This is a genomic window from Streptomyces sp. TAA204 (assembly GCF_000424965.1).
This window is the reverse complement of sequence record NZ_AUKW01000009.1, coordinates 295,539-320,145: the sequence shown is the minus strand read 5'-3', so window position 1 is coordinate 320,145 and position 24,607 is coordinate 295,539. Positions and strand designations below refer to the sequence as shown.

At 70.3% G+C, this 24,607-nt stretch carries 22 protein-coding genes and 2 tRNA genes; 10 read left to right on the top strand and 14 right to left on the bottom strand.

Going from position 1 to position 24,607, the window contains the following annotated elements:
• Positions 1 to 250: 250 nt before the first annotated feature.
• Together H343_RS0116060 and H343_RS0116055 are read right to left on the bottom strand one after the other, a co-directional pair.
• Positions 251 to 553: a GroES family chaperonin gene (locus tag H343_RS0116060; protein ID WP_051265370.1), complete on the bottom strand. Its 303-nt coding sequence runs from the start codon at positions 551 to 553 to the stop codon at positions 251 to 253.
• 115 nt (positions 554 to 668) lie between these two features.
• Positions 669 to 992 (bottom strand): DUF3618 domain-containing protein, encoded by a 324-nt coding sequence (locus tag H343_RS0116055; protein WP_028431986.1) that lies wholly within the window; start codon positions 990 to 992, stop codon positions 669 to 671.
• 296 nt (positions 993 to 1,288) lie between these two features.
• On the opposite strand from H343_RS0116055, the gene bcp reads away from it, so the two are divergent.
• From bcp to H343_RS0116040, 3 genes are all read left to right on the top strand, one after another.
• Positions 1,289 to 1,756 carry a thioredoxin-dependent thiol peroxidase gene (gene bcp, locus H343_RS0116050; RefSeq protein WP_028431985.1) on the top strand — a complete coding sequence of 156 codons (468 nt, stop codon included), beginning with the start codon at positions 1,289 to 1,291 and terminating at the stop codon, positions 1,754 to 1,756.
• A gap of 139 nt (positions 1,757 to 1,895) precedes the next feature.
• The gene (locus tag H343_RS0116045) at positions 1,896 to 2,912 is read left to right on the top strand and encodes an HNH endonuclease signature motif containing protein (protein WP_028431984.1); all 1,017 of its coding nucleotides are present in this window, start codon (positions 1,896 to 1,898) and stop codon (positions 2,910 to 2,912) included.
• A gap of 14 nt (positions 2,913 to 2,926) precedes the next feature.
• Positions 2,927 to 3,013, top strand: a tRNA-Leu gene (locus H343_RS0116040).
• Between the two features lie 48 nt (positions 3,014 to 3,061).
• Here H343_RS0116040 and rdgB read toward each other — a convergent pair.
• Positions 3,062 to 3,688 carry an RdgB/HAM1 family non-canonical purine NTP pyrophosphatase gene (gene rdgB / locus H343_RS0116035; RefSeq protein ID WP_028431983.1) on the bottom strand — a complete coding sequence of 209 codons (627 nt, stop codon included), beginning with the start codon at positions 3,686 to 3,688 and terminating at the stop codon, positions 3,062 to 3,064.
• 241 nt (positions 3,689 to 3,929) lie between these two features.
• Between rdgB and H343_RS0116030 the strand changes: the two genes are divergently transcribed.
• From H343_RS0116030 to H343_RS0116020, 3 genes are all read left to right on the top strand, one after another.
• Positions 3,930 to 4,214, top strand: a complete 285-nt coding sequence (locus tag H343_RS0116030) for a DUF6412 domain-containing protein (RefSeq protein WP_486586917.1) — start codon at positions 3,930 to 3,932, stop codon at positions 4,212 to 4,214.
• Positions 4,215 to 4,466: 252 nt separating this feature from the next.
• Complete coding sequence (locus tag H343_RS30940; RefSeq protein ID WP_051265326.1) at positions 4,467 to 5,282, top strand: membrane protein insertase YidC; 816 nt, start codon at positions 4,467 to 4,469, stop codon at positions 5,280 to 5,282.
• Between the two features lie 104 nt (positions 5,283 to 5,386).
• The gene (locus H343_RS0116020) at positions 5,387 to 6,247 is read left to right on the top strand and encodes a fumarylacetoacetate hydrolase family protein (protein ID WP_028431981.1); all 861 of its coding nucleotides are present in this window, start codon (positions 5,387 to 5,389) and stop codon (positions 6,245 to 6,247) included.
• A gap of 188 nt (positions 6,248 to 6,435) precedes the next feature.
• On the opposite strand, the gene H343_RS0116015 is transcribed toward H343_RS0116020, so the two are convergent.
• Complete coding sequence (locus H343_RS0116015) at positions 6,436 to 7,527, bottom strand: Gfo/Idh/MocA family protein (protein ID WP_028431980.1); 1,092 nt, start codon at positions 7,525 to 7,527, stop codon at positions 6,436 to 6,438.
• Positions 7,528 to 7,583: 56 nt separating this feature from the next.
• Between H343_RS0116015 and H343_RS30935 the strand changes: the two genes are divergently transcribed.
• From H343_RS30935 to H343_RS0116000, 3 genes are all read left to right on the top strand, one after another.
• Positions 7,584 to 9,161 carry an ROK family transcriptional regulator gene (locus H343_RS30935; RefSeq protein ID WP_051265324.1) on the top strand — a complete coding sequence of 526 codons (1,578 nt, stop codon included), beginning with the start codon at positions 7,584 to 7,586 and terminating at the stop codon, positions 9,159 to 9,161.
• 72 nt (positions 9,162 to 9,233) lie between these two features.
• Positions 9,234 to 10,013 (top strand): HAD-IIA family hydrolase, encoded by a 780-nt coding sequence (locus H343_RS0116005; RefSeq protein WP_028431979.1) that lies wholly within the window; start codon positions 9,234 to 9,236, stop codon positions 10,011 to 10,013.
• A gap of 213 nt (positions 10,014 to 10,226) precedes the next feature.
• Positions 10,227 to 11,327, top strand: coding sequence for a glycoside hydrolase family 6 protein (locus H343_RS0116000; protein WP_028431978.1), 1,101 nt, complete (start codon positions 10,227 to 10,229; stop codon positions 11,325 to 11,327).
• 111 nt (positions 11,328 to 11,438) lie between these two features.
• Here the strand turns inward: H343_RS0116000 and glxA are convergent, their stop codons facing one another.
• Positions 11,439 to 13,427, bottom strand: a complete 1,989-nt coding sequence (glxA, locus tag H343_RS0115995; protein WP_028431977.1) for a radical copper oxidase GlxA — start codon at positions 13,425 to 13,427, stop codon at positions 11,439 to 11,441.
• Complete coding sequence (locus H343_RS0115990) at positions 13,424 to 15,385, bottom strand: glycosyltransferase family 2 protein (RefSeq protein WP_028431976.1); 1,962 nt, start codon at positions 15,383 to 15,385, stop codon at positions 13,424 to 13,426. Before H343_RS0115990 ends, glxA begins: the two co-directional genes overlap by 4 nt.
• A 563-nt stretch (positions 15,386 to 15,948) precedes the next feature.
• Between H343_RS0115990 and H343_RS30930 the strand changes: the two genes are divergently transcribed.
• A complete protein-coding gene (locus H343_RS30930; protein ID WP_078505700.1) occupies positions 15,949 to 17,955 on the top strand; it encodes a sulfatase in 2,007 nt (668 codons plus the stop codon).
• A gap of 64 nt (positions 17,956 to 18,019) precedes the next feature.
• Here H343_RS30930 and H343_RS30925 read toward each other — a convergent pair whose 3' ends face one another.
• From H343_RS30925 to ehuB, 8 genes are all read right to left on the bottom strand, one after another.
• Positions 18,020 to 19,168: a winged helix DNA-binding domain-containing protein gene (locus tag H343_RS30925; protein ID WP_037903886.1), complete on the bottom strand. Its 1,149-nt coding sequence runs from the start codon at positions 19,166 to 19,168 to the stop codon at positions 18,020 to 18,022.
• 309 nt (positions 19,169 to 19,477) lie between these two features.
• Positions 19,478 to 20,071, bottom strand: coding sequence for a lytic polysaccharide monooxygenase (locus H343_RS0115975; RefSeq protein WP_028431975.1), 594 nt, complete (start codon positions 20,069 to 20,071; stop codon positions 19,478 to 19,480).
• 270 nt (positions 20,072 to 20,341) lie between these two features.
• A tRNA-Lys gene (locus H343_RS0115970) sits at positions 20,342 to 20,415 on the bottom strand.
• A 65-nt stretch (positions 20,416 to 20,480) separates the two neighbouring features.
• Positions 20,481 to 21,239, bottom strand: a complete 759-nt coding sequence (locus H343_RS0115965; protein ID WP_028431974.1) for an IclR family transcriptional regulator domain-containing protein — start codon at positions 21,237 to 21,239, stop codon at positions 20,481 to 20,483.
• 223 nt (positions 21,240 to 21,462) lie between these two features.
• On the bottom strand, positions 21,463 to 22,278 hold the full coding sequence (gene ehuA, locus H343_RS0115960; RefSeq protein WP_028431973.1) for an ectoine/hydroxyectoine ABC transporter ATP-binding protein EhuA: 816 nt from the start codon (positions 22,276 to 22,278) through the stop codon (positions 21,463 to 21,465).
• Complete coding sequence (gene ehuD / locus H343_RS0115955) at positions 22,268 to 22,915, bottom strand: ectoine/hydroxyectoine ABC transporter permease subunit EhuD (protein ID WP_028431972.1); 648 nt, start codon at positions 22,913 to 22,915, stop codon at positions 22,268 to 22,270. The genes ehuA and ehuD overlap by 11 nt, the downstream gene beginning before the upstream one ends.
• Positions 22,912 to 23,652, bottom strand: a complete 741-nt coding sequence (ehuC, locus tag H343_RS0115950) for an ectoine/hydroxyectoine ABC transporter permease subunit EhuC (protein ID WP_028431971.1) — start codon at positions 23,650 to 23,652, stop codon at positions 22,912 to 22,914. The genes ehuD and ehuC overlap by 4 nt, the downstream gene beginning before the upstream one ends.
• Entirely contained in the window at positions 23,652 to 24,563 is a 912-nt protein-coding gene (gene ehuB / locus H343_RS0115945; RefSeq protein ID WP_028431970.1) for an ectoine/hydroxyectoine ABC transporter substrate-binding protein EhuB, read from the bottom strand. The genes ehuC and ehuB overlap by 1 nt, the downstream gene beginning before the upstream one ends.
• Between the last annotated feature and the right edge of the window lie 44 nt (positions 24,564 to 24,607).

Here is a 24,607-nt window from a genome sequence, read left to right as displayed (position 1 = left end):
GCCGGGGAGAACACGTCAGTACGGGCCGGAGCTGAGCCAAGGCGGAGCCGGAGCAGAACGGCCTGGGGGAGTTCACGGCCGGAAGAGCGGCGGAAGGGGCCGGTCTGCGCTCGCTCGGCGCCGGCCAACGCGCTCACCCGGCACTGACGAAGGGGAACGGGGCCGCGGGCCCGCTGCCCCAGCCGCCCGCGGACGCCGTGCACGGACGCCGTGTGGACGCCCTGTACGGACGCGGGTCCACCGGCGGCGTCTACAGGTACAGTCCCGTCGAGTCCTCGGAGCCCTGCAGCCGCTCCGCCGCCACCGCGTGCAGATCGCGCTCCCGCATCAGCACATAGGCCACGCCCCGGACCTCGACCTCCGCCCGGTCCTCCGGATCGAAGAGGACCCGGTCACCCGGCTCCACCGTACGGACGTTCTGCCCGACGGCCACGACCTCCGCCCACGCCAGCCGCCGTCCCACCGCCGCCGTCGCGGGAATCACGATCCCGCCGGAGGAACGCCGCTCACCCTCCTCGATGTCCGTACGTACCAGCACACGGTCGTGCAGCATGCGGATCGGCAGCTTGTCGTGTTCCGGCGTGCCCGCGCCCGCGCTGGTGTTCGCACCAGGGGCGGCATGGCCGGTAGGCGTCTTGGAACTCACGGCTAGACCGTATATCAGCGCCTCAGCCGCGCCGACGCCGCGCCGAGAGTGCGAACAGCCCGCCCACGAGCGCCACGGCGACAACCGCCACCGGGATCACCCGCTCAAGGCGCGGGGCGCCCTTCTCGTCCACCAGCTGCGCCCGTACGTCCGCGACCGCCCGGTTGGCGGCCACATACGCCCGGCCCGCCGTCCTGTCCACCGCGTCGGCGGCCTTCGCCCTGGCGTCCCCCGCGATCGTCCTCGGGTGCACGCGTACGGCGATCTCGTCCAGCGTCTCGGCGAGTTCGCGCCGCCTTCTGGCAATGCCCGCCTCGATGTCCGCGGGAGTCCTGGCTTCCGACACCGCGCTGCCTCCGTCGCTCATCCGTCGCTCATTCCGTCACTACTCCGGCCAACAGCGGCCGGGCCCGCGTCAGTCGGCCACCGGGGCCGCGCGGGACACACGCACCGTTCCGCGTTCCCCGATCGGGCCGTTCCGAACGGGCGGAGCCGCGCGGGCGGAGACGGACCGGGCAGGCCGAACGGGCAGGGCCTGGCGGACAGTCTGTCAGCTTGCCCGCCCCCGTGCCCCGCGGCACCCCCGGCGCGCAGGGCCCCGGCTACGCTCAGGGCGTACGACAGACACCCCGAGGAGCACAGATGAGTGAGCGACTGCAGCCCGGCGACACCGCACCCGACTTCTCACTTCCGGACGCGGACGGCAATCAGGTCTCGCTCGCGGACCGCGGAGGCCGCAAGGTCATCGTCTACTTCTACCCCGCAGCCATGACCCCCGGCTGCACCAAGCAGGCGTGCGACTTCACCGACAACCTCGACCTGCTGGCGGGAGCCGGCTACGACGTCGTCGGTGTCTCACCGGACAAGCCGGAGAAGCTGGCCAGGTTCCGCGACAAGGAGAACCTCAAGGTCACGCTCGTGGGCGACCCGTCGAAGGAGACGATGGAGGCGTACGGCGCCTTCGGCGAGAAGAAGCTCTACGGGAAGACGGTGACCGGCGTCATCCGCTCCACCGTCGTCGTCGGCGGGGACGGCACGGTGGAGCAGGCGTTCTACAACGTGAAGGCGACGGGGCACGTCGCCAAGCTCATCAAGGACCTCGGCGTCTGAGCGGCGTCCGCCGACGGAGGGGGAAGGGAAGGCGTAACCGCCGGCCCTTCCCCCTCGTTGATGTGTACGAGGCCGCGACGGATGTCCGAACCGGCCGTGTGCGGGGGCGCGGGATGCGGGAAGGGGGCGCGGCGGTTCGATGAGCAGCCGGTACACGAGGGAGCGGCTGGAGGAGGCGGTGGCGGGGGCGTCGACCTGGGCGGATGTGATGCGCACGCTGGGCCTGCGGATCAGCGGAGGACAGCGGCGCGCAGTGCAGAAGGCCACGACGCGGTACGGCATCGCCACGGACCACTTCATCAGACGCAGTCCGTGGCGCAAGTACACGGACGAGGCCATCGCCGAGGCCGTGGCGTCGTCCACCGTCCTCAGGGAAGTGGTCGGCAAACTCGGTGCTGAGCCCTCGACCGGCACGCTCTCCCACATCCGGCGCCGGATCGCCGAGGCGGGGCTGGACGTCGGTCACTTTCCCGCACTGAACAGGCCGGAATGTGAACTGCCGGTCACCGTGGAAGAGCTGAGAGAGGCCGCCGCCTCGGCGCGCTCGCTCCGCGCTCTGGCCCGGGCCCTGGAGGTGCCGGACGACGGCCGCTCCCGTGCGGCGCTGCGGCGGATGCTGCACGGCGCCGGGGTCGACGTCACGCACTTCGCCCATGCCCGGGTCGCGGTGCCGGAGGAGAGCTTGCGCCGAGCCGTCGGCCGCAGTTCCCACTACGCCGGGGTTCTGCGTGCGCTGGGGATGCCGGTGGACGACTCGAACCGTCGGAAGGTGCAGCGTCGTGCCGAACAACTCGGCCTGGACACAAGCCACTTCACCAGGAGGAGTCATCGGAGGGCGCACCGGTCTCCGCAGCGGCGGACTGCCGCCGAGGTGCTCCGGCCGCGCCCCGAGGGTTCGCCCCGCGTCAATCACGACCGCCTGCGCAGGGCACTCGATGAGATCGGTGTGGCGTACATATGTGTGCGCTGCGGCAATCCCGGTGTCTGGAACGGCAGGCCGCTCACTCTGCAGATCGATCACATCAACGGTGACTGGCGCGACAACCGCAGGGAGAACCTGCGCTATCTCTGCCCCAACTGCCATGCGACCACCGACACGTGGTGCGGGCGCAACAGGCGACGAGGCTCGCGGCCAGTGGACCGGACGCGGCAGTAGGATGTCCGGGCGACGCGCGAGTGCTGGAATTGGTGAGACAGGCCGGGTTTAGGTCCCGGTGCCTTCGAGGCGTGAGGGTTCGAGTCCCTCCTCGCGCACCAGCGATCCCCGCTCCGGCCATCCGGGGGCGGGGATCATCCCCGTCCCGTTCAGGCCAGCAGCTCGCGTACCGCCGGTGCCAGGGCGCGGAAGGCGCGACCGCGGTGGCTGACGGCGTTCTTCTCCCCGGGCGACAGCTCCGCGCACGTACGGGACTCCCCGTCCGGCTGGAGGACCGGGTCGTAGCCGAAGCCGCCCGTGCCCGAGGGGGAGTGCCGCAGGGTGCCGTGCAGGCGGCCTTCCGCGACGCGTTCCGTGCCGTCCGGGAGGGCGAGGGCCGCCGCGCACATGAAGTGGGCCCCGCGGTGCCCGGACTCGATGTCGGCGAGCTGGGCGAGCAGCAGGTCCAGGTTGGCCTTGTCGTCGCCGTGCCGGCCGGCCCAGCGGGCGGAGAAGATGCCGGGGGCGCCGCCGAGGATGTCGACGCAGAGTCCGGAGTCGTCGGCGATGGCGGGGGTGCCGGTGGCGTGGGCGAGTGTGCGGGCCTTGAGGAGGGCGTTCTCGGCGAAGGTGGTGCCGGTCTCCTTGACGTCGGGGATGTCGGGGAAGGCGTCCGCGCCGAGCAGTTCCAGGCCGATGCCGGCGTCGGAGAGGATGGCCTGGAGTTCGGTGACCTTGTGCGCGTTGCGGGTGGCGAGGATCAGTCGGCCGGGGTGTGCGGGGGAGTTGCTGCTCATGCGCCGATTATCGCGCGTGCCCGGTTGTGGTGGGGGCGGGGTTCGCGGGCGGGTCCGGGTGGTGCACGGCGCCGGGGACGGGAGCGGGGGCGGTGGCGGTGGCGGCGCGTTATTCTCTTACGGACGGGCGGAGTTCGCCCCGGTCCGGGCCGGCCGGTACGCAGCCGGTGGGCAGACTCGGCCGGGGGCGTGTGCGGAGAGGAGGCCGGGCGTGGTGCACCGTACGGTCAGCGCTTGGCGCATGTCGCTCTCTTCCGTGCTGTTCTGCTTCGTCGGTTTCCTCCTCGCCGAGGCGGGGCTGAGTACGGCGCTGACCGCTGCCGCGACGTCGGCGGCCGTACTGCTGGTGTGCCGCTCCGTCGTCGGTGCTCTGGCTCTCGCTGCTCCGGCGGTGCCGCCGGGCCGGGTGCGTACGGCGATCCGGGACCGTGAACTGCGTACGGCCTTCCTGCCGCAGCGTGATCCGGATGCCGCGGGCCGTCCGCGTCCCAGGGCGCCGGGCCGGCGTCCGGTGACGGCCGCGTAGCGCTCGGCTCCTTCTGCCCGTTCCTTCTGCTTCCTTGCGGTTGGCGGCGGGTGAATTCCCCAGTCTGCTGCGCCCTCTGCGCCTCCTGGGCTTTCTGCGCCTTCTGTGTCTGTGGCGCATGATCCCGCTCGAGCCTGCGCGCGGTCCGTCATGCCGATCCCTTCCGCCGGTCACCTCCTGTGCGACCGGCGACGACGACCTGACGACCTGACGACCCGGCACGACGAGCGAGACCCGTGGAGGGCTCCATCCATGTCTGTTTTCAGTTCATTTCTCACCTTTCTGTCCGGTGTTCTCGATCCGCTCCTCGGAGCCTCCGCCACGGCTGCCGCGATCGTGCTGTGCACGCTTCTGGTGCGGCTCGTACTGCATCCGCTGGCGCGTGCGGCGGTGAAGGGTGAGCGTGTACGGGCCCGGCTGGCGCCTCACATGGCGGAGTTGCAGCGCAGGCACGGCGGAGACCCGGAGCGGTTGCGGCGCGCGATGGGTGAGTTGCAGGCGCGGGAGGGGGCTTCTCCGTTGGCGGGGTGTCTGCCGATGGTGCTGCAGCTTCCGGTCTTCTTCGCGATGTACCACCTCTTCACCTCGGACGACGAGCTGCTCGGGCACACGCTGGCCGGTGCGCCTCTGGGCGGGCGCTGGTGGGACGTGTGGGCATCCGGTGGTCTCTTCGGTGCCCCGGGTCTGGTCTATGCGGGGCTGTTCGTGCTGGTCGGGGCTGTGGCGACCTGGACGTACGTGCGTACGCGCCGACTGGCGGCGGAGGCTGCGGACGCGGCCGGCGCCGCCCGGCCGGGGCGTTCGGGCGGGCCGCGCCGGGCTGGTGGTTCGGGGGGCGGGGCAGCCGGGGCGTCCAGGTCCGCTGCTCCGGCCGGCCCTGCCGGTGCCGGGGGCTCCGCGGCGGTGGCGCGGCTGATGCCGCTGCTGTCGTTCGCGACCTTGATCACGGTGGCGGTCGTGCCGCTCGCTGCCGCGTTGTACGTGGTCACCAGTACGACGTGGACGGCGGTGGAGCGTGCGGCGCTCGGTGCGGGGCGCCCGGCACCGGCCACGCGGTCCACTACATGAACACGGGGTTGTGGATCTGAACGCCCTCTTGGAGGATCAGCCGTCCTGTTCAGGACACCTGGCCGGCTGTTTCTCCGCGGGCCCACGACCTCGGGAGTTGAATCGTGAAGCTGCTGCGCGTCGGACCGGTGGGCGCGGAGCGCCCGGCACTGCTGGACGGTTCCGGGGTCCTGCGTGACCTGTCGGATGTCGTTGCCGACATCGACGGAGCGCTGCTCGCGGACGAGGCGGCCCTCGATCGTGTACGTGAAGCGGCCGCTTCGCCCGGCCGGCTCCCCGAGCGGGCGCCGGAGGGTCTGCGTGCCGGGCCGCCCGTCGCCCGTATCGGCAAGGTCGTGTGCATCGGGCTCAGCTACCACGATCACGCACGGGAGACGGGCGCGCCGGTTCCGCAGGAGCCGATCCTCTTCATGAAGGCCCCCGACACGGTCGTCGGCCCGCACGACGAGGTGCTGGTGCCGCGGGGCAGCGAGAAGACCGACTGGGAGGTGGAGCTGGCGGTCGTGATCGGCCGGACGGCGCGCTATCTGGCCTCGGACGAGGAGGCTCGCGCGGCGGTGGCCGGTTACGCGGTCTCCAACGACGTCTCCGAGCGTGCCTTCCAGCTGGAGCGTGGCGGGCAGTGGGACAAGGGCAAGAACTGCGAGACGTTCAATCCGCTGGGGCCGTGGCTGGTGACGGCGGACGAGGCCGGCGACCCGCAGGCCCTCGGTCTGCGGCTGTGGGTAAACGGCGAGCTGAAGCAGGACGGAACCACGGCGGAACAGATCTTCCCCGTGGCCGAAGTGGTGCGGTATCTCAGCCAGTTCATGACGCTCTACCCGGGCGACGTCATCAATACGGGTACTCCCGCGGGTGTTGCCATGGGGGCGGCGGAGCCCAAGCCGTATCTGCGTGCGGGTGATGTGGTGGAGCTGGAGATCGACGGACTGGGCAGGCAGCGCCAGGAGTTGCGGGACGCCTGAGGCGCCCCGGCGGCGGGATGCCGTACGCGTGCGGATGTACGCGTGCGCGCACGGGCGTCCGGGCGTTTGGGCCTCCGGGCACAGCGACGCACGAATACGCGCGGTGCCGGGGTGCCCCGGGGCACCCCGGCACCGCGCGTCGGTGAGCCCGCGCGTCCGCGAAGCCGGGCGTCCGCGAGCCCGGGCGTTCAGGGCAGGTTCGTCGTCATGACGCGTGATTCGAGCGCGGAGGTGCGCGCGGCCTCCAGCACGCCGATCGTCGTGACGGCGTCGTGTGCCGTGACGGGCGGGGCGGTCCCCTCCCGCAGCGCGGTGACGATGCCCGCGTAGTACGCGGGGTAGTCGCCGTCCAGCGTCGGTACGGGACGTCGTGCGTCGAGGTCTCCGAGCGTGCCCCACGCGGACTCCGGTTCCACGCCCCAGCGCTGGCCCGGAGTGGGACGTGCGCCTTCGCGCAGTGCGCTCTCCTGCGGGTCGAGCCCGTCCTTGACGTACGCCGCTTCGCTGCCCAGCACCCGGAAGCGGGGCCCGAGTTGGGCCGAGACCGCGTTCATCCACAGGTGGGAGCGGACGCCGTTGGCGTGTGTGAGGGCGATGAAGGAGTCGTCGTCGGCTTCGGCTCCCGCGCGCCGCACGTCGGATTCCGCGTAGACGGACGTGACGGGCCCGAAGAGAGCCAGCGCCTGGTCGACGAGGTGGCTGCCCAGGTCGTAGAGGAGGCCGCCGACTTCGGCGGGGTCGCCCGACTCGCGCCAGCCGCCCTTGAGGTCGGGCCGCCAGCGTTCGTAGCGCGATTCGAAGCGGTGGACCCGGCTGCCGAGCGCGCCGTCGGCGAGCAGCGCGCGGACGGTCAGGAAGTCGTTGTCCCAGCGGCGGTTGTGGAAGGTGGAGAGCATGAGCCCGCGCTCGGCGGCGAGGGAGGCCAGTTCCCGGGCGTCGGAGGCGGTTCGCGCCAGCGGCTTGTCGACGACGACGGGGAGTCCACTCTCCAGGGCGCGGCGGGCGAGCGGGACGTGGGTGCGGTTGGGGGAGGCGATGACCACGAGGTCGAGTTCGCCGGCGCGGGCGAAGAGTTCGTCGGTGGTGGCAAGGGTGCGCATGTCGGCGCCGTGCTCCGCGTGCACCTGGGCGCGCCGCTCGGGGTGCGTTGTGACGACGGTGTCGAGCGTGAGGCCCTCGGTGGTGGAGATGAGGGGCGCGTGGAAGACGGAACCGGCCAGGCCGTAGCCGATGAGGCCGACGCGGAGGGGTGGTGGGGAAGGTGCTTCCGTACGGTCCATGACACCACTTTCGCAACGCGGTTGCGTAACTGCAAGCCGTGCTGACAATGGGACACATGACCAGTGAAGCCGCCAGGCCGGGCGGCAGCGAACGCGTCGTGCCGTACGGGACGAACGCCGCACGTGTCCTCGGTCTGCTGCGCCGTGCGGGGCAGGAGGGCACGAGCCGCAGCGAGCTGGCCGTCCGCACCGGGCTGACACCGCAGGCCGTCAGCAAGATCACGGCACGGCTGCGCTCGCACGGGCTGGTCGCGGAGGCCGGCCGCCGTGCCTCGACGGGCGGCAAGCCGAGCACGGTGCTCCGGCTGGCGCCCGGCGCGCGTCACGCGGTGGGCGTACAGCTCGACCGGGACCAGTTGACGGCCGTGCTCGTCGACCTCTCCGGCAGCGTCGTCGCCGGCCGTACCGCACCGCTCGATCTGGCTTCGGACGAGGAAGCGCTGCTGACAGCCGTCGAATCGGCGGTGCACGGCCTGATCGCCGCCGGACTTCCGGCCCTGGCCGCCGCCTCGGGCAGTACCGGGACCGAGGGGGCCACGGGCGGGGAGCTGTGGCAGGGGGCGGCAGAGGGGGAGCTGTGGAGCGGAACGTATACGGCGGGCGGCGGGCGGGAGCCGGTGGAGGACACGGAGACGGAGCGCGACGTGCGTCAGGCCGTGGCGGAGGAGGGCGAGCTGTGGGCGGGCACCGACCGTGACACCGACCGGGACACTGGCCGTGACGCCGACCGCGACAGCGGCACCGGCACCGACAACGCCAGCAGGCAGGAAGCGGAGTCCGCGGGTGCGCCCCGGGCGGGAGCCGGACCGGACACCGGAGCCTGGGCCGGAGACGCCTACGGCGGCGACATGAACGCCGGGGAGGCCGAGGACGCCGGCGAGCCCGAGGCGGACGAGCCGGCCGGCCTGGGCGGACGCTGGGGAAGCGTCCTCGGCGTGGGTGTGGCCGCACCCGGTCCGCTGGACCACGCACGCGGCGTGCTGCACCGCGTGACCGGGCATCCGCGCTGGGCCGGGTATCCGCTTCGCGACGCCCTGGCACGGCGGCTGGGCATGCCCGTCGCCCTGGACAAGGACACCAACGCCGCCGCCCTCGGCCTCGCGCTGAGGGGTCCGGAAACCCTCGCCTACCTCCACCTCGGTACGGGACTGGGCGCGGGCCTCGTGCTGGAGGGGCGCCTTCACCGGGGCAAGCGGAACGGTGCGGGCGAGTTCGGTCACCAGGTGCTGGAGCTGGACGGCCCGCTGTGCCGGTGCGGGAAGCACGGCTGCGTCGAGGCCCTGTGCCTGGAGGCCGTACGGCGCGGCGACACCCGCGAGGCCGCCCGCGTGCTCGGCGTCGGCGCCGCCAACCTCGTGAGCCTGCTCGACATCGACCGGGTGCTGCTGGGCGGGCGCACGGTGCTGGCCGACCCGGACACCTTCGCCGACGGCGTCGCGGAGCAGATCCGCGGGACGCCGCCGGGCGTGGACGAACGCGGCGCAGCGGGCAGGGGCGCGGGCGCGAGCGGTGGTGGCGGTGTGCGCGTCGAGATCGCGCCGGAGGGTACGCGGACGGTGGCGGACGGCGCGGCGCAGCTCGTCCTGGCGCCCCTCTTCGGCCGCGCCCACGGTGCTCCACCGGCTGCCGGTTAGGGTGAAAGCGGCAGCTGGTCAGACCGTACGCCAACTCTGTGCAGCCGAACCGACCCTGGCAGGAGCCGTCACGTGGCAGAGCGCAAGCCGATCGAGTCCTGGCTCACCGACATGGACGGTGTGCTCATGCACGAGGGCGTCCCGGTGCCCGGGGCGGACGCGTTCATCAGGCGGCTGAAGGAGTCCGGCCGCCCCTTCCTCGTACTCACGAACAACTCGATCTACACGCCCCGGGATCTGCACGCCCGTCTGGGCCGCATAGGTCTCGACGTGCCCACGGAGAACATCTGGACCTCGGCGCTGGCCACCGCCCAGTTCCTCGACGACCAGCGGCCCGGCGGTACCGCCTACGCCATCGGCGAGGCCGGACTGACGACGGCGCTGCACGACATCGGATACGTGCTCTCCGACGCCGAGCCGGACTATGTGGTGCTGGGCGAGACCCGCACCTACAGCTTCGAGTCGCTGACGAAGGCCATCCGGCTGATCAACGACGGCGCCAGGTTCATCGCGACCAACCCGGACGAGACCGGCCCGTCCGCGGAGGGCGCGCTGCCCGCGACGGGATCGGTCGCCGCGCTCATCACCAAGGCCACCGGACGGCAGCCCTACTTCGTGGGCAAGCCCAATCCGCTGATGATGCGGGCGGGGCTGAACGCGATCGGGGCGCACTCCGAGACGTCCGCGATGATCGGCGACCGGATGGACACCGACGTGCGGGCCGGGATGGAGGCGGGGCTGGAGACGTTCCTGGTGCTGACCGGTCTGACCCGTCCCGACGAGGTCGACCGCTTCCCCTACCGGGCGTCGAAGGTCGTCAACTCCATCGCGGATCTGGTCGACCGAGTCTGAAGGGGCGCGGGGCCGACGCCTGCTGTGCGCCGCGTGGTTGGCCCGCGTGCGCCGGCGCCCGTACAGCCCGGCGGCGGGCGGAAGGCCGTGTGCCCCGACGCAGTGGAACGGGCGCGTAACGGCGTTCCGAGTGGCCCGGCGGGCGTGGGGGCGCTGTGACACGATGGGCGATCCGGTCCGTACCCGCCGGAGCAGGCCCACAAGGGGGAGTGGATGTTCGGCAACGACAGCGACGGTCTCCAGGGGGGTGCCCGCGAGCGCCGTGACGGCGGGCGGCGCACCGCCTCCCGGCCCCGGTCCGCCGTGGGCGGTGCCTGCGTGCTGGCGGCGGGACTGCTGCTGGCCGGGTGTTCCGCCGACTCCGGTTCCGAATCCGGCGACAAGGGCGGCGGCGAGGCCGGGAGCGGTGGCGGGCAGCGGCCGAAGTCGACCACGCCGTACTGGGTCGACCCGCGCGGCAACGCCGCACGGGAGGCGGAGGCCTACCGGGAGAGCGGGAAGAGTGAACAGGCCTCGCTGATGCGGAAGATCGCCGACCAGCCGGTCGCCGAGTGGATCGGTACGGACGATCCGCGGGGCCAGACGCGCAAAGTCACCACGGCGGCGACGAAGGCGGACCGTGAGGCGCTGCTGGTGCTCTACAACGTGCCGCACCGCGACTGCGGCCAGTACTCCAAGGGCGGCGCCGCCGACGCCGGTACGTACCGCAAGTGGCTGAATCAGGTGATCAAGGGCATCGGCAGCCGCGCCGCGACGGTGATCGTGGAGCCGGACGCCATCCCGCACGTCCTGATGGAGGGCTGCACGCCGGCCCAGTACCGGCCGGAGCGCTTCCAGCTCCTCAACGAGGCGGTCACCAAGCTCAAGAAGCTGCCCCGCACCAAGGTCTATCTGGACGCGGGCAACCCCGACTGGGTGCGGGACCCGGGTGCGCTGGTGGAGCCGATGAAGCGCGCCGGCATCGACAAGGCCGACGGCTTCTCGCTGAACGTCTCCAACTACCAGACCACGGCGTCGAACGCGGCCTACGGCAAGAAGTTCTCGCCGATGGTCGGCAACAAGCACTTCGTCATCGACACCAGCCGGAACGGGAACGGCCCGGTCGAGGGCGGGGGCGGCGACGAGGAGGCCTGGTGTAACCCGCCCGGCCGCGCCCTGGGTGAGTCACCGACCGTGAAGACCGGTGACGAGCTGATCGACGGCTATCTGTGGATCAAGCGCCCGGGTGAGTCGGACGGCGAGTGCAAGGGCGGGCCGAAGGCCGGGCAGTGGTGGCCCCGGTACGCGCTGGGGCTGGCGCGCAACAAGAGCTGACGGCGGGGGAGTCGGGGCCCGGAACGGGCCGGGTCCGGCGGCACCCGGCCGGACCTGACGGCACCCGGACGCGTCCGGCGGCACCGCCCGGGCCCCGGGCCCGGCCCACTCCTACGGTGAGACCGGCGTCGTCGTGGGCGCGTCGGCGGACGCCGTGCGCGGGACCTTCACCCAGACCGACTTCGAGGGAACCCCCATGTTGTCGACCGCCGTGACCATCCACCAGCCGGGCGGTACGAGCGAGGGGTCCTCGGGCAGGGTCGCCCGCACCCCGTCCGCCGTCCTGGTGAACTCCAGCTCGACGGAGGACTGTTCGACGTTCGTGACGTGCGTGAAGGAGCCCGGGCGGATCAGCCGCATCTTCCTGATGGACTTGGCGTCCCCGGTCCTGAAGGAGGCGGAGCCGCCCAGGCGCACCGTCTGCTCACCCTTCCCGGCGGCCTTCAACTCCGGGCGCTCGCCCTTCTGGTGGAGGTAGGACGGCGTGTAGAGGTCGATCTGCTGCTGGAACTCGCCGGGTTTGGTGTTGGCCTTGTCGGAGAAGAGCGAGTCGGAGCCGAACGTCATCACCCTGCCGTCGGGCAGCAGCAGCGCGCCGGAGTGGTAGTTGCGGCCCACGAGGGGGTCGGCGACGGACTTCTTGGTGTTGGTGCGCGGGTCGTAGACCTCGGCCTTGAGGACGTTGGTGTCGCTGCGGCCGCGGTAGTCGCCGGAGCCGTTGGTGGTCAGCACCGTGTCGTCGGGCAGGATCACGCTGCTGGGGTAGCGGGCCTTCGCGTACAGGTCGGGCCCGTCCCTGAAGCGCGGGGAGTCCTCCCGCAGGTCCACCACGCGGGTCTTGGCGGTGGCCTTCTTCGACTCGCCGACGCCGCCGCCGCCGAGCACCATGAACTTGCGGCTCTGGCTGGGCGGCAGCGGCACGGACATCGCGGTCTCCAGCGCGTCCGGGTCGCTCATGCCGGGGATCTTGCGGAAGCCGTTGGTCTCCAGGTCCCACAGGCCCGGTGTGCGGCCCTTGTCGGCGGGGCCGTAACCGGCGTTGGCGCCCGAGTAGAAGACCTTGTTGTCGTCGGTGAGGTGCAGGGCGGGATAGGTGGGGAAGAACCGGGTGCGCGGCAGGAACTCCCACTTCTTCGTCTTCGGGTCGTAGATCTCGTTCTTGCCGGGGACGACCTGGCCGATCTCGTCCAGCCCGGAGACCGAGAGGACCTTGCCGTCCTCCAGCGTGGTCAGCGTCGGGTACCAGCGGGCCTCGTGCATCGGGTCGACCTCGATGTAGCGCTCGGCCACGGGGTCGAACTCGTAGGTGTCCTTGATGCCCTGGAAGTCCTTCTTGTCGAAGGAGAGCTTCTGGGCGATGCCGTAGATGTTCTTGCGTTCGGCGCCGCGGAGCCCGTGCACGCGGTAGTTGTCCTCGGTGCCGGTCTGGTATTTCTTGCCCCGCTTTGCGGCCTCCACATACACGCGGGCGACGCTCGCGGTGACCTTCACCTGTCCGGTGGCGGGGTCGGCCTTCTTCTTCGCGCGCGGCACCAGGACGCTGTCCTTCGCCTCGAAGGTCTTGCCGTTCTTACGGCCGGTGAAGCGGGTGCCGGCCTTGATGGTCTTGGCGCGGTCGGGGTTCTCGTTGTGGACGATCATCAGGCCGCCGGCCTTCTTCACGTCTCCGCCGAGCTTCTCGTAGCGCCGGGTGCCGCCCGCCACCAGCAGCTTGCCGTCGGGGAGCTGGGTGTGTCCGGCGCAGAAGAGGTCGTTGGGGGTGGGGATGTTCTTGAAGGTGTTCTTCTCCGGGTCCCACAGCACCGAGCGGAACGTCTTGGCGTCGAACTGCTTCGCGTCGTTGCCCGAACCGGCCACGAGGAGCACCTTGCCGGTGTGCAGCAGCGCGGCGTGGATCGTGTTGATCCGGTACTTCCGGGGGACGTCGACGGTCTTCCAGTGGCCGTTCTCCGCCTTGTACTCCGCTTTGTTGATCTTGTAGTGGTGGTATTCCTCCGAGGCAAAGTCGTAGAGCACGGGGCCGTTGAACCCCGCGATCACGAGGACCACACCGGTGGCTATCGCCGTGCGGCGCGTCCGACGGCTCGGGCGGTACTTCATCTCTCTCGTCCCCCAGGGGCGGTCTGCGCCGGTACGGGCTGTGCCGGCGCGTGGTCGTCGGAGCCGGCCTCCGGCGGCGGGAGCGGACGGCCCTGCCGGTGCCGGTGCTTGCGCTGCTTCCGTTTCTTCTTCTCCGCGCGCACCGTGAACCGCCAGCCGATGACCGGTGCGGCGGTGATGAGCAGTGCGAGGGCGGCCCAGGTGATCATCGCCGGGTGGTCGTGGCCCAGGTAGAACGAACCGCCGAGGGAGCCGCCGAAGACCAGGATGAAGAAGAGATGGATGCGGAAGGTGCCGAAGAGCGTGTCCGGGCTGGCCGAGTCGCCCTTCGGCGTCACCACGAACTTGCTCTTCCGGCGCAGCACCGTGTCGAAGAGGGAGCGGGCGTAGATCGGCGCGGACAGCGCGGACATGAGCATCCCGGCGAGTCCGCCGGAGCCCTCCGGTTCGTGCGGGGAGACGTTGTGCCGCCGGTTCCAGACGTACAGCCCGATCTGGAGGGCGGACGCGTTGCCGTACAGCGCCATCCAGACCGTCGGGTCGATCTGCACGCCGGAGGCGCCCAGTCCCAGGAACAGCGCACAACTCAGCGCCGCCAGAATCCAGTTGAGTGCCGAGATCGGGTAGAAGATCATCAGCATCGTGTAGTTGAAGAGCTTCCCTGGCGGCAGCGTGAAAAGGCCCCTCCAGTACTGCTTGAGGATCGTCTCGTACGTGCCGCGGGACCAGCGCAGTTGCTGGGTGAAGAAGTCCGTCCAGGCGTTGGGGCCCTCGCCGACCGCGAGAACGTCCGGGGTGTAGACCGAGCGCCACTTGCGGCCAGTCTCCGGGTTGCGCGCGCGGTGCATCTCGAAGCCGGTGGCCATGTCCTCGGTGATGGAGTCGTAGAGCCCGCCGATGCCTTTGATGGCCTTGATGCGGACGGCGTTGCTGGTGCCGACGAACATGGGGGCGCTGTAGCGGTTCCCGGCACGCTGGATGAGGGCGTGGAAGAGGAACTGCTGGCTCTCGGCGGCCTTGGTGACGAAGTTGTCGTAGTTGCCGTACACCTGGGGGCCGATGACGAAGCCGACATCCGGGTCACGGAAGTAACCCAGCATCCGCTCCAGGTAGTTGGGCAGCGGGACGTGGTCGGTGTCGACCGAGGCGAAGTAGTCGTAGTGGTCGCCGTGGGCGGCGAGCCACGCGTTGTAGTTGCCGTGCTTGGTCTTGGCCCGGTGGGGCCCCTTCTTCTTGTTCCAGCGGGCGACGCCCTTGCGGGAGAAGTGGTGCACGCCCAGACGGCGGCAGACTTCCTTGACCTCCGCGTCGTCGCCCTCGTCGAGCAGCCAGATGTGCAGCAGACCGCGGTGGCGTATCCTCACGGCCGCCTCCAGCGTCTTCGTCACCATCTCGATCGGTTCCTTGCCGGGAACGAAGGAGGTGAGGAAGGCAACGCGGGTTTCCGGCTCCGGTACCACCGGCACCGGATCCCTCGCCACGAGCGTGGCGTGCGCGTTGGAGAGGACGTTGAGGGTGCGGAAGAGCTCGATCAGCCCGATGGAGACCAGCATCACGATGTCGAGCTTCAGCACCAGGTCCGAGACGGCGCCCTCGTCGCGCTGTGTCCAGTGCTGCGGCTGCATCAGCCACACCAGCAGGCCCGCGGAGAGCAGCGGCGCCATGCACAGCAGCACGGCGGCCCTGAAGCGGTGCGGCTCGTCGGACAGGAGGCTGCGGTAGGCGACCCGGTAGGGCTTGTCCGGGTCGGGGCGGCTCAGAGGGCCGGCGAGACGGCTGTAGTGCTCGTAGTCGTAGCGCGGGAGTTCCGCGGGCGTCCAGCGCAGTCCGCGGCCGAGGGTGCCGCGGTTCTTCTGCCCGAAGTGGCGGGGTATGCGCAGCTGCGCCGTCCGCGTCGGGTCGTCGTCGGATGCCTGCCCCGGCTCGGGCTGGTGGTCGCCGGCCCCGGTAGAGGTCATGCTCGGTCCCCCTGAACGCAGAAGGCTGCGTGTGGTCGTGCTGCCCGCGTCCTTCCCCGCGGCCCCGGGCGCGGCAGGCGTCGGCTGCTTCGTACTGAGACTCCCCACGGCCGACGCCCGGTTCCGTGTGGTCGGTCTCCTCTTCGCCGTCCGGACGGATCTCCGGGCCCGGTCCGGTCAGCGGTGTGGTTCGCCGTCCGCGTGGTCCCGGCCTGGGCTGCGGGGTGTTCGGAGACGTCGGTAGGCTCCCGGACTCCTGTCGCGAACGCAAGGACAAAAAGGGGGAGTTCGTGCCCATTGCGGCTTGCTGTCCGGGTTCTTTGTGACGGAGGTGTCACCGGGATGAGTAAGTTGTGTGAGCACGGTGGAGTGCGGCCGGTGATTGGCGAGTGCTGAGCAACAAAGGCGATCTCGCCGACCGGGGCGCTCCCGGCGGCGTACGCTGCCCGCGCGGGCGGCCGATGTGATTGCTGACGCCGCCGGCCAACCGTACAGACAGCGGCGGTCACGGCCCGACGGGCCCGGCCCGCCGTGCCGGAGCACCGCACGGAAGGACCCTCGAGTTGTCGCTCTTCACGAGGTCTCGTCAGTCACCGGAACCGGACAGGACGTCCGCCGAGGAGGGCGCGCCACGGGACGGGGACGCCACGGGGCAGCACACCGCCGGGGACGACGGCGCGGCCGGCAGCGCGCCGGAGGAGGACGGCACCCCCGAGGACGGCACCCCCGAGGACGGCACTCCCGAGGACGGAACTCCGGGGGACGGCACTCCTGAGGAGGGCGCGCAGAACCACGCCGGCACCGCGAGCGCCGGCACCGCCGCGGCGCAGGACCAGAGGGAACAGTCCGGCTTCGGATGGGCCCGGTTCCGCCGGCGGGGCAGGGGGAGCTGGCGGACCGAGTACCCCACCGTGGCACGGACGTTGACGTGGGCCACCACGATCCTCGCCGCCGTCCTCGTGCTGCTGGCCCTCATGCTGCCCAACCACGTCAACCGCCTCACGCCGGGCGCGTTCCTGCGCATACCCGTCGAGGCGATACTCGTGAGCGGCCTGCTGCTCATCCTCAAGCCGAAACCACGGCGGGTGGCCACGGTGCTCGCCGGAGTGAGTGTCGCCCTGCTGACCGTCCTGAAGTTCCTCGACATGGGCTTCTACTCCTTCCTCGACCGGCCCTTCGACCTCGTGCTCGACTGGATCCTCTTCGACGACGCCCACTCCTTCCTCAAGGACTCGGCCGGTGAGGCCGGGGCGGTCGCCGCGCTCGTCGGGGTCGTGCTCCTGGTACTGCTCCTGCTGGTCTCCATGACGCTGGCGGTCGTGCGGCTGTGCAATCTGATGCTGAGGCATCACACGGCCACGGTCCGCACCACGCTGGTGCTCGGTACCGTGTGGATCACCTTCCTGGCGTTCGGGCTCCAGATATCCGGTGTCGACGTCGCCTCCAGCAGCAACACCACGCTGATCCACAACCGCACGCACCAGGTGACGTCCGGCATCGAGGACGAGGAGGCGTTCGCCAAGGCGGCCGCGGTAGACGCCTTCAAGAAGACTCCCTCCGACAAGCTGCTGACCGGACTGCGCGGCAAGGACGTCATCTTCGCGTTCGTCGAGAGCTACGGCCGTACCGCTCTGGAGGACCCGACGATGGCGCCGAAGGTCGGCTCACTGCTTCAGGACGGCAACAAGCGGCTGGAGAAGGACGGCTTCGCCTCCCGCACGGGCTACCTCCGCTCGCCCATCACCGGCAGCGGTAGCTGGATGGCGCACGCCACCTTCATGTCGGGCCTGTGGGTCGCCAACCAGCAGCGCTACCGCACCGTCACCTCCAGCAACCGCCTGACGCTCACCGGCGCGTTCGGACGCACGGACGCGTGGCGGACCGTCGGCATCATGCCGGGCGTCACCAAGTCCTGGCCGGAGGGGAAGTTCTACGGCCTCAACCATGTCTACGACTCCCGTGACATGGGCTACAAGGGCCCCAAGTTCAGCTGGGCGCCGATCCCCGACCAGTACAGCCTCGCGGCCTTCGAACGCCTGGAGCACGGCAAGGAGAGGAAGAAGCCTGTGATGGCGGAGATCGTCCTCGCCTCCAGCCACAACCCCTGGTCGCCGCTGCCGAGGATGATCGGCTGGGACGAGGTCGGCGACGGCTCCGTCTACCACTCCATCAAGAAGGAGGGGAAGAGCCCGCGGGACGTGTGGCAGGACTCCGCGACGGTGCGCAACGAGTACAGGCGCTCGATCGAGTACTCGATGAAGAGCCTCATCTCCTACATGGAGAAGTACGGCGACGACGACACCGTGATGGTCGTCCTCGGAGACCACCAGCCGCCGCCGGTCATCACCGGCAACAACGCCAGCCGGGACGTGCCGATCTCGGTGATCTCCCGCGACGAGGACGTCATGGAGCGGACCGACGAGTGGGAGTGGAAGGAGGGCCTCAATCCCGGCCGTGAGGGCCCGGTCTGGCGGATGGACAAGTTCCGCGACCGCTTCCTGACCGCATACGGCCCGGAGTCCGGCTCCGGCGAGACCCCGACCGGCAAGTCCCCGTCGGCGGAGGACTGACCGGTCCGTCCGGCCGGTGACCGCCGGCCGGCGGCGGCCCGCCCGTCAGGGGACGGAGGGCGGATCAGCCGCCGGCCGGTTCCCCGAAGGTGACCGTGTACTGCTCGGAGCCCGGCCGCCGGGTGGCCGAGTCCTCGCCGCCGTGCACCGCGAACGCCAGCAGCCGCTCGCCCTCGGACGCCAGCGCCCGTTCCTCGTCGCCGCTCAGCCGGCGGGCGAAGGGCGTCACGGTCAGGGTCGCCGTACCTCTGCGCGGCTGCTGCACCTTCCACGTCCCGCGCACCGTTCCGTCGAGCAGGACGGTGCCGGGGACCTGGCCGTTCCGGCTCGCGATGATCCTGCGTGCCGCGTCGCCGATCACGCGTGCACGGTCCGCGTGGGAGAGGATCAGGTTGTCGTACTCGGCCACGAAGCGTGCGGGCAGCGGCAGTCCGGGATCGGGGCGCGGGGCCTCGGGAAGGTCGAAGAGCTCCCGCCCGCTCTCGCTGCGGAAGACCCGCAGCTGCGGACGGAGGCGTTCCATCACCTCGCCCAGACGCGTCAGACCCGACCACGCCTGCGCGTCCATCACGGACGCCGGTCCGAAGGCACCGAGATAGCGCAGCAGAACCGTCTCCACGCACGGCTCGGCTGAGACCGGGCGTCCGAGCCAGGACTCGACCGTCACGTACGTCGGCCGGCCCGAGCGTCCCCACACGCCGCGCGGCGGGATCTGGACGACGTCGCACAGGTAGCGCGCCACCTGCGAGAGCGCGTGCGGATCGTGGCCGGGCCAGCGCTCACCGAGCAGCACGCCCAACTCGCCCGGGGTGCGCGGCTGCTGCCGCATCAGCTCCAGCCCCGCGCCGGCCACTTCCCACATGTCCAGACCGCTCAGCCGGCTGCGGTAACCGGAGCGCAGCAGGCGTTCGTTCAGCCCCCGGGTCAGCGCACGCAGCTGCAGGCAGTCGGCGGCGCTCACGAGGTGGACGGTGCCGCGCATCGCGCTGACCCGTACAGCCTGCCGCTCCTGCAGCAGCGCCGACAGCTCCCCGGCCCGGAAGCCGTCGAGGCGGGACCACAGACCGAAGTAGGGCGGCCTGGGGGCCTGCGCCTGGAGGCCGACCAGATGCTCGACGGCCTCCAGGGCGGTCATCCGTGTCCGCTCGGCGAGCAGTTGGCGCGCGACGAGGGCACGGCCGAGAGCCCTGTCGGTGAGGGTTGCGGGGTGCATGGGGGGAGTCTCGCCGATCGGGTGCGGGGGCGCCACGCGGCGGAGCCGTACGCGTGTGCATGTGCACGGACGCCGGCACGGCAGGTGCGGCCCGCCCGTCCCGTGCGACCCGTCCGTCCCGTGCGGTCCCGTGCGGCCCGCCCGTACCGCGCCGTCCCGTCCCGTCGGCCCGCACGTGCCGGGCTGGGGCGTTCCGGTGGAGCGAGGTCCGGCCCGGCCGCTGTGGGGCGCGGCCGGACCGGACCCGGTCCGGTGCTCCGGGCGGTGACCCGGGCGGTGGCGACGGTGTGCCGTCCTGCGGTCCGGGCGTCAGAACTCGACGTCGGAGCAGGCGTAGAACGCGTTGGCCGTGTCGGCGATCGTCCACACGCCCAGGATCAGATGCCTGCCCGACTTGCCCTCCGGGAGCTTCCCCTCGCCGGTCCACTCCGCCGGGGGCTTCTCGTTGTTCATGGGGACCGTCAGGAACGGCTCCGGCTCCAGGTCGGCCCGGGTGAGCGGCTCGCTCGGGTCCCAGCCGTCCTTGGTGACGTAGAAGCTGAAGTCCGTCGTGGAATGCATCGCCGTCATCGACCACTTGAACGTGTGGTTCTGGCCGGCGTCGAGCTGCGTGGCGGGCCAGTCGCCGCCGCGTGGGTCGTCGAGCTCCTTGAAGCCCTCGTTGCCGCCGGAGCAGATGGAGCCGTCCTGGGGACCCGCCTCGGGGAAGCCCTTGGGGCCCTCGACGCTCTGCGGTTCGTGCTCGATGGAGCCGCAGCCGGTGACGGTGCCGTCCGCGCAGTTCGCCTGGCGGCTGGCGGGGTCGGTGCTGAAGCCGTGGCCCTGGGCGGGGCCCCCGGTCACGAACATGACCGTGCCGGCGAGTCCGAGTCCGAGGACGGCCGCTGTGATCTTGTTGCGCATGTCGCTCCTGGCAGATCGTGGGGGATCGGAGTACGCGCGTGCTACATCGGTCTAGACCAAGCGCGAATCTAGCGTGCGCGACCGGATCATGTCCAGACCAATTGGCCGTGGTTTCGGCGGGCGACGGTGCGCCGGAGAGGACCTCGACGCCCCGGCGCGGGGGCGGAGCCGGCGGCGATGGGGGCGATGGGGGCGCCGGGCCGTGAGCGGGCACGCAGAAATGCGGAAGGCCCTCCGCCTTGCGCGGAGGGCCTTCCGTTCACTTCGAAGTACGCCGCCAGGGACTCGAACCCCGGACCCGCTGATTAAGAGTCAGCTGCTCTAACCAACTGAGCTAGCGGCGCCCGCCGGTCTGCGAGAACCGGCACGGGAAATACTACCTCCTGCGCGAGGGTGCTCATGACCATGATCAGATCGTCAGCGACAGCATGACCGGAGCGGCACGGCGGCTGAGCGTCTCCGCTGCACCGCGCAGCCGGTGCGCGTGCTCCACGGGCAGCGAGAGCGCCAGGCACCCGACCGACGAGCCGGCGGTGACGGGGACGGCCGCGCAGACCGTGCCCACCGCGTACTCCTGCAGATCCAGCACCGGGACGGTCGGCGGCTGCCGGTCCAGCGCGTTCAGCAGCAGCCGTTCGTCCGTGATCGTGCGGGAGGTGAGGCGGGCAGTCCTGTGCCGCGAGAGGTGGTCCTTGCGGCCGTTGTGATCGAGCTGCCCCAGAAGGCACTTGCCGATCGCAGTCGCGTGCAGGGCCGAGCGGAAGTCGACCCATTCGTTGACCGCGGGCGTCGCCGGGCCGTCCGCGTGGCGTGTGACCTCCAGCTCGCCGTTCTCGTAGCGGCCGAGGTAGACGGCGGCGCCGATCGTGTCACGCAGGTCTGCCAGGGTGCGCTGGAGGCGTTCGTCCAGGGCGCGTTCGCGGTCACCGCCGGAGCCGAGGAGGACCAGCGACTCGCCGACGGTGTACGTGCCGTCCGGGAGCTGTTCCGCGTAGTTCTCGCGGCAGAGCATCGCCAGCAGATGAGCCAGGTGCCCCGGGGGAAGCCCCGTCTCCTGGGAGAGGTCCGCCTCCGTGACGCCGTCGCTGTGGCCGGCGATCGCCTCCAGCACACGCAGCGCGTACCGCACTGAGTGGAACGGGGCCGACTGCTCCGGCTTCAACGCCACGACGGGCCTCCTCGGAGGTGTGACCGCTCGTCTCACGACCGTCGTGTGCGGTCACGGTCACGGGTAGGACTCACGATAGCGCTCAACAGGTCCGCCGCCGGAGGGCGTTGCGCCTATTTGGCATATGCGTCCTCGCGCGGGCGTGTGCCTGCCGCACGCGCGCGGAGCCGTGGCCGGACATCTCCGGCCACGGCCCCGCGCAGGCTCCAGGTGCCGCCCGCTCTCACAGCACCGCGCTGAGGAACTCCCTTGTGCGCTCGTGCTCCGGGTCGCTGAAGATCTTCTCCGGCGAGCCGGACTCGATGACCCGTCCCGCGTCGAACATCAGCACGTCGTCGGAGATGTCCCGGGCGAAGCTCATCTCGTGGGTGACGCACAGCATGGTGATGTCCGTGGTGTGCGCGATGTCCCGCAGGACGTCCAGCACGCCGGCCACCAGCTCCGGGTCGAGCGCCGAGGTGACCTCGTCCAGCAGCAGCACCTGCGGCCGCATCGCCAGCGCGCGGGCGATGGCCACGCGCTGCTGCTGACCGCCGGAGAGCTGGCTCGGGTACTTGTCGATGTGCTCGGTCAGGCCCACCAGTTCGAGCAGCTCGCGTGCGCGCTGCTCCGCCTCGTCCTTGGACATGCCCAGGACGTGGACGGGCGCCTCGGTGATGTTGCGCAGCACCTTCATGTTGGGGAAGAGGTTGAACTGCTGGAAGACCATCCCGATGTTCTTGCGCACCTCACGCGTGTGACGCTCGCCGGCGGGCACCAGCTTGCCGTCCTTCTTCTCGTGCGTGAGGTACTCACCGGCGACCTTGATCGTGCCCTCTTCCGGCTTCACCAGCGTCATCAGCAGACGCAGGATCGTGGTCTTCCCCGAGCCCGAAGGGCCGATGAGGGTGACGTGCTTGCCGGAGGCGACGTCGAAGCAGAGATTGTCGAGAACGACGTTGCTGCCGAAGCGCTTGGTGACGTTGTCGAAGTGGATGAGCTCGCTGCCGTCGACGGCAGGGTTCCGGCTCTCGTTCGAAGTGCTGTTGTCAGCTGACAAGACGACGCTCCAGGGCTCGAATCAGAAGGGAAGCCGGGTAGGCGATGACGATGAAGGCCACGCCGACGACCGTGAGGGCCTCGGTGGTGAAGGTTTCGTTGCTGAATGCCTGGGCCTCGCCGAGCATTTCGAACGCACCGATGACCGCGATCATCGGGGAGTCCTTCAGCATCGCGACCACGTAGTTGCCCAGCGCGGGGACGACACGGCGAATGGCCTGCGGCAGGATCACCGCCGCCCAGGTGCGGGACTTGGGCAGGCTGAGAGCGGTGGCCGCCTCCCACTGGCCGTCCGGCACGCCGTTGATCCCGGCCCGGTACACCTCGGCCGTGTAGGTGGAGTAGTGCAGACCGAGACCGATGATTCCGGTGGTGAGCGGAGACATCGACGGCCCCCACTCCGGCACCACGTAGAAGAGGAAGAAGAGCTGCACGAGCAGCGGGGTGTTGCGGATGAACTCCGTAAGAGCCGTCACGGGCCATCTCACCCACGTCAGCGTCGAGCGCTGCGCGATGGCCCACACCAGGCCGAGGCTGAAGGCTATGAGAGAACCGATGGCGAGTGCCTGCAGCGTGACGACGACGCCGTCCCAGAAGCGGGGCATGAAGTCATCGACGACTGTCCAGTCCCAATTCATCCCATACCTCCAGCGCCTTGGTTGGCGGCTTGTGCGCTCTCGTCGCGGGCACCGAGTTTGCGGGTGATGAAGCCGCTCTTCGGCGTCTCCTGTCCGATACCGGCTTTCGCGTGCCGCTCGAGAACGCGCATGCCGCGCGTGAGGATGAAGGCGAGGACGAAGTACAGCACCAGCAGCAGGGTGTAGACCGGGGCGCTCTCGTTGTCACCCAGCCGCACCAGGTTTCCGGCGAAGGTCATGTCGGCGACGGTGATGACGGAGACGAGCGCCGTTCCCTTGAGGAGCTCGATCAGCAGGTTGTTGAACGGCGGCACCATCTCGGGCCATGCCTGGGGGAGTTCGATGCGGCGCAGCCGCTGCATCTTGGTGAAGCTGAGCGCGACGCCGGCCTCGCGCTGCGCCACGGGGACCGCGGCGAGCGCGCCCCGTACGATCTCCGACCCGTACGCGCCGTAGGTCAGGCCCAGGGCGCTCACGCCGGCCCACATGGGGACCAGCTGCCAGCCGAAGAGGGGGAGAGCGAAGAACATCCAGAACATCAGCACCAGTGCGGAGGTGCCGCGGAAGACCTCGAAGTACACCCCGGCGAGGAAGCGGACCACCCATATGTTCGAGGTGCGCAGGGTGCCGACGGTGAAGGCCACGGCCGCCATCAGCGCGGAGCTGAGGACGGTCACCTGGATGGTGACCCAGATTCCCGGGAGGAACCAGTTGCTGAACATGCCCGAAGTCATCATCAGCACAGCTCCTTCGCCGTCTTGTCGGTCATCTCCCGCTTGCCGAACCCGAAGGGTTCGACGATCTCCAGCAGCTCCTCGTAGTCGTTCTCCTTGAGCTTGAGGAGTTCCTTGTTGAAGGCGTCGCGGAAGTTCTTCTCGGAGAGCCTGAAGGCGAATCCGCCGGCGCCGTACGCCGGTTCGCCGCCCACCTCCGGCTGGAACGCCTCGGTCGATTCGGCCCGCGGGGAGTTCTGCACCACGGTCTTGACGGTGACGTTGGTTCCGGCGAACGCGTCCACGCGGCCCTGCACCACCGCGTCGAGTCCGGCGACCTGGTCGGGGAGGATCAGCAGATCCTTGATTCCCGCGTCCTTGGCGTAGTCGATTTCCGCGTACGCCTTGCCGCTCGCGAGTTTCAGTTTCTTGTCGACGATGTCCTGGTAGGTCTTGATGCCGTGCGGATTCCCCTTCTTCACGATGAAGGAGTCCAGCATGAGATAGTCGGGGTCCGAGAAGAGAACCTGTGCGCAGCGGTCGGCATTGATGTACATCCCCGCCGACACCACATCGAACTGCTGGGCCTTCAACCCGGGGATCAGCGCACCGAATTCCACCGGGATCGCCTTCACGTCGGCGACGCCGAGGCGCTTGAAGATGACCTTGGCGATCTCGGGGGCCTCGCCGGTGGCCTCGCCGTTCTTGTCCACGTAGCCGAACGGCGGCTCGCTCGCGATGCCGATCCTCGCCGTTCCGCTCTCGCGCAGGCGGCTGAGCAGATCACCGCCTTCCACTTCGCCTTCTCCCGGTGCGCGGCTGCAGCCCGCGGCACCGAGGGCGCCCACTGCTCCAAGGGAGGCGGCTCCCATGAGTAGTGAGCGACGTCGGATTTTTCTGCCTGTGTCGTGGTTGTTCCCCTGTGGTGGAGCCATGCGCCCGCAGCTACCCATCTTCGAAGATGGTATGCCGATCGTTT

Excerpts from the sequence above, each read along its gene's own strand:
- ehuB (WP_028431970.1), bottom strand. The coding sequence starts at position 24,563 with ATGGCTCCACCACAGGGGAACAACCACGACACAGGCAGAAAAATCCGA.
- glxA (WP_028431977.1), bottom strand. The coding sequence starts at position 13,427 with ATGAAGTACCGCCCGAGCCGTCGGACGCGCCGCACGGCGATAGCCACC.
- H343_RS0116045 (WP_028431984.1), top strand. The coding sequence starts at position 1,896 with ATGAGCAGCCGGTACACGAGGGAGCGGCTGGAGGAGGCGGTGGCGGGG.
- H343_RS30940 (WP_051265326.1), top strand. The coding sequence starts at position 4,467 with ATGTCTGTTTTCAGTTCATTTCTCACCTTTCTGTCCGGTGTTCTCGAT.
- H343_RS0116015 (WP_028431980.1), bottom strand. The coding sequence starts at position 7,527 with ATGGACCGTACGGAAGCACCTTCCCCACCACCCCTCCGCGTCGGCCTC.
- ehuD (WP_028431972.1), bottom strand. The coding sequence starts at position 22,915 with ATGAATTGGGACTGGACAGTCGTCGATGACTTCATGCCCCGCTTCTGG.
- H343_RS30935 (WP_051265324.1), top strand. The coding sequence starts at position 7,584 with ATGACCAGTGAAGCCGCCAGGCCGGGCGGCAGCGAACGCGTCGTGCCG.
- rdgB (WP_028431983.1), bottom strand. The coding sequence starts at position 3,688 with ATGAGCAGCAACTCCCCCGCACACCCCGGCCGACTGATCCTCGCCACC.
- bcp (WP_028431985.1), top strand. The coding sequence starts at position 1,289 with ATGAGTGAGCGACTGCAGCCCGGCGACACCGCACCCGACTTCTCACTT.
- H343_RS0115975 (WP_028431975.1), bottom strand. The coding sequence starts at position 20,071 with ATGCGCAACAAGATCACAGCGGCCGTCCTCGGACTCGGACTCGCCGGC.
- H343_RS0116000 (WP_028431978.1), top strand. The coding sequence starts at position 10,227 with ATGTTCGGCAACGACAGCGACGGTCTCCAGGGGGGTGCCCGCGAGCGC.
- H343_RS30925 (WP_037903886.1), bottom strand. The coding sequence starts at position 19,168 with ATGCACCCCGCAACCCTCACCGACAGGGCTCTCGGCCGTGCCCTCGTC.
- H343_RS0115990 (WP_028431976.1), bottom strand. The coding sequence starts at position 15,385 with ATGACCTCTACCGGGGCCGGCGACCACCAGCCCGAGCCGGGGCAGGCA.
- H343_RS0116030 (WP_486586917.1), top strand. The coding sequence starts at position 3,930 with ATGTCGCTCTCTTCCGTGCTGTTCTGCTTCGTCGGTTTCCTCCTCGCC.
- ehuC (WP_028431971.1), bottom strand. The coding sequence starts at position 23,652 with ATGATGACTTCGGGCATGTTCAGCAACTGGTTCCTCCCGGGAATCTGG.
- H343_RS0116060 (WP_051265370.1), bottom strand. The coding sequence starts at position 553 with ATGCTGCACGACCGTGTGCTGGTACGTACGGACATCGAGGAGGGTGAG.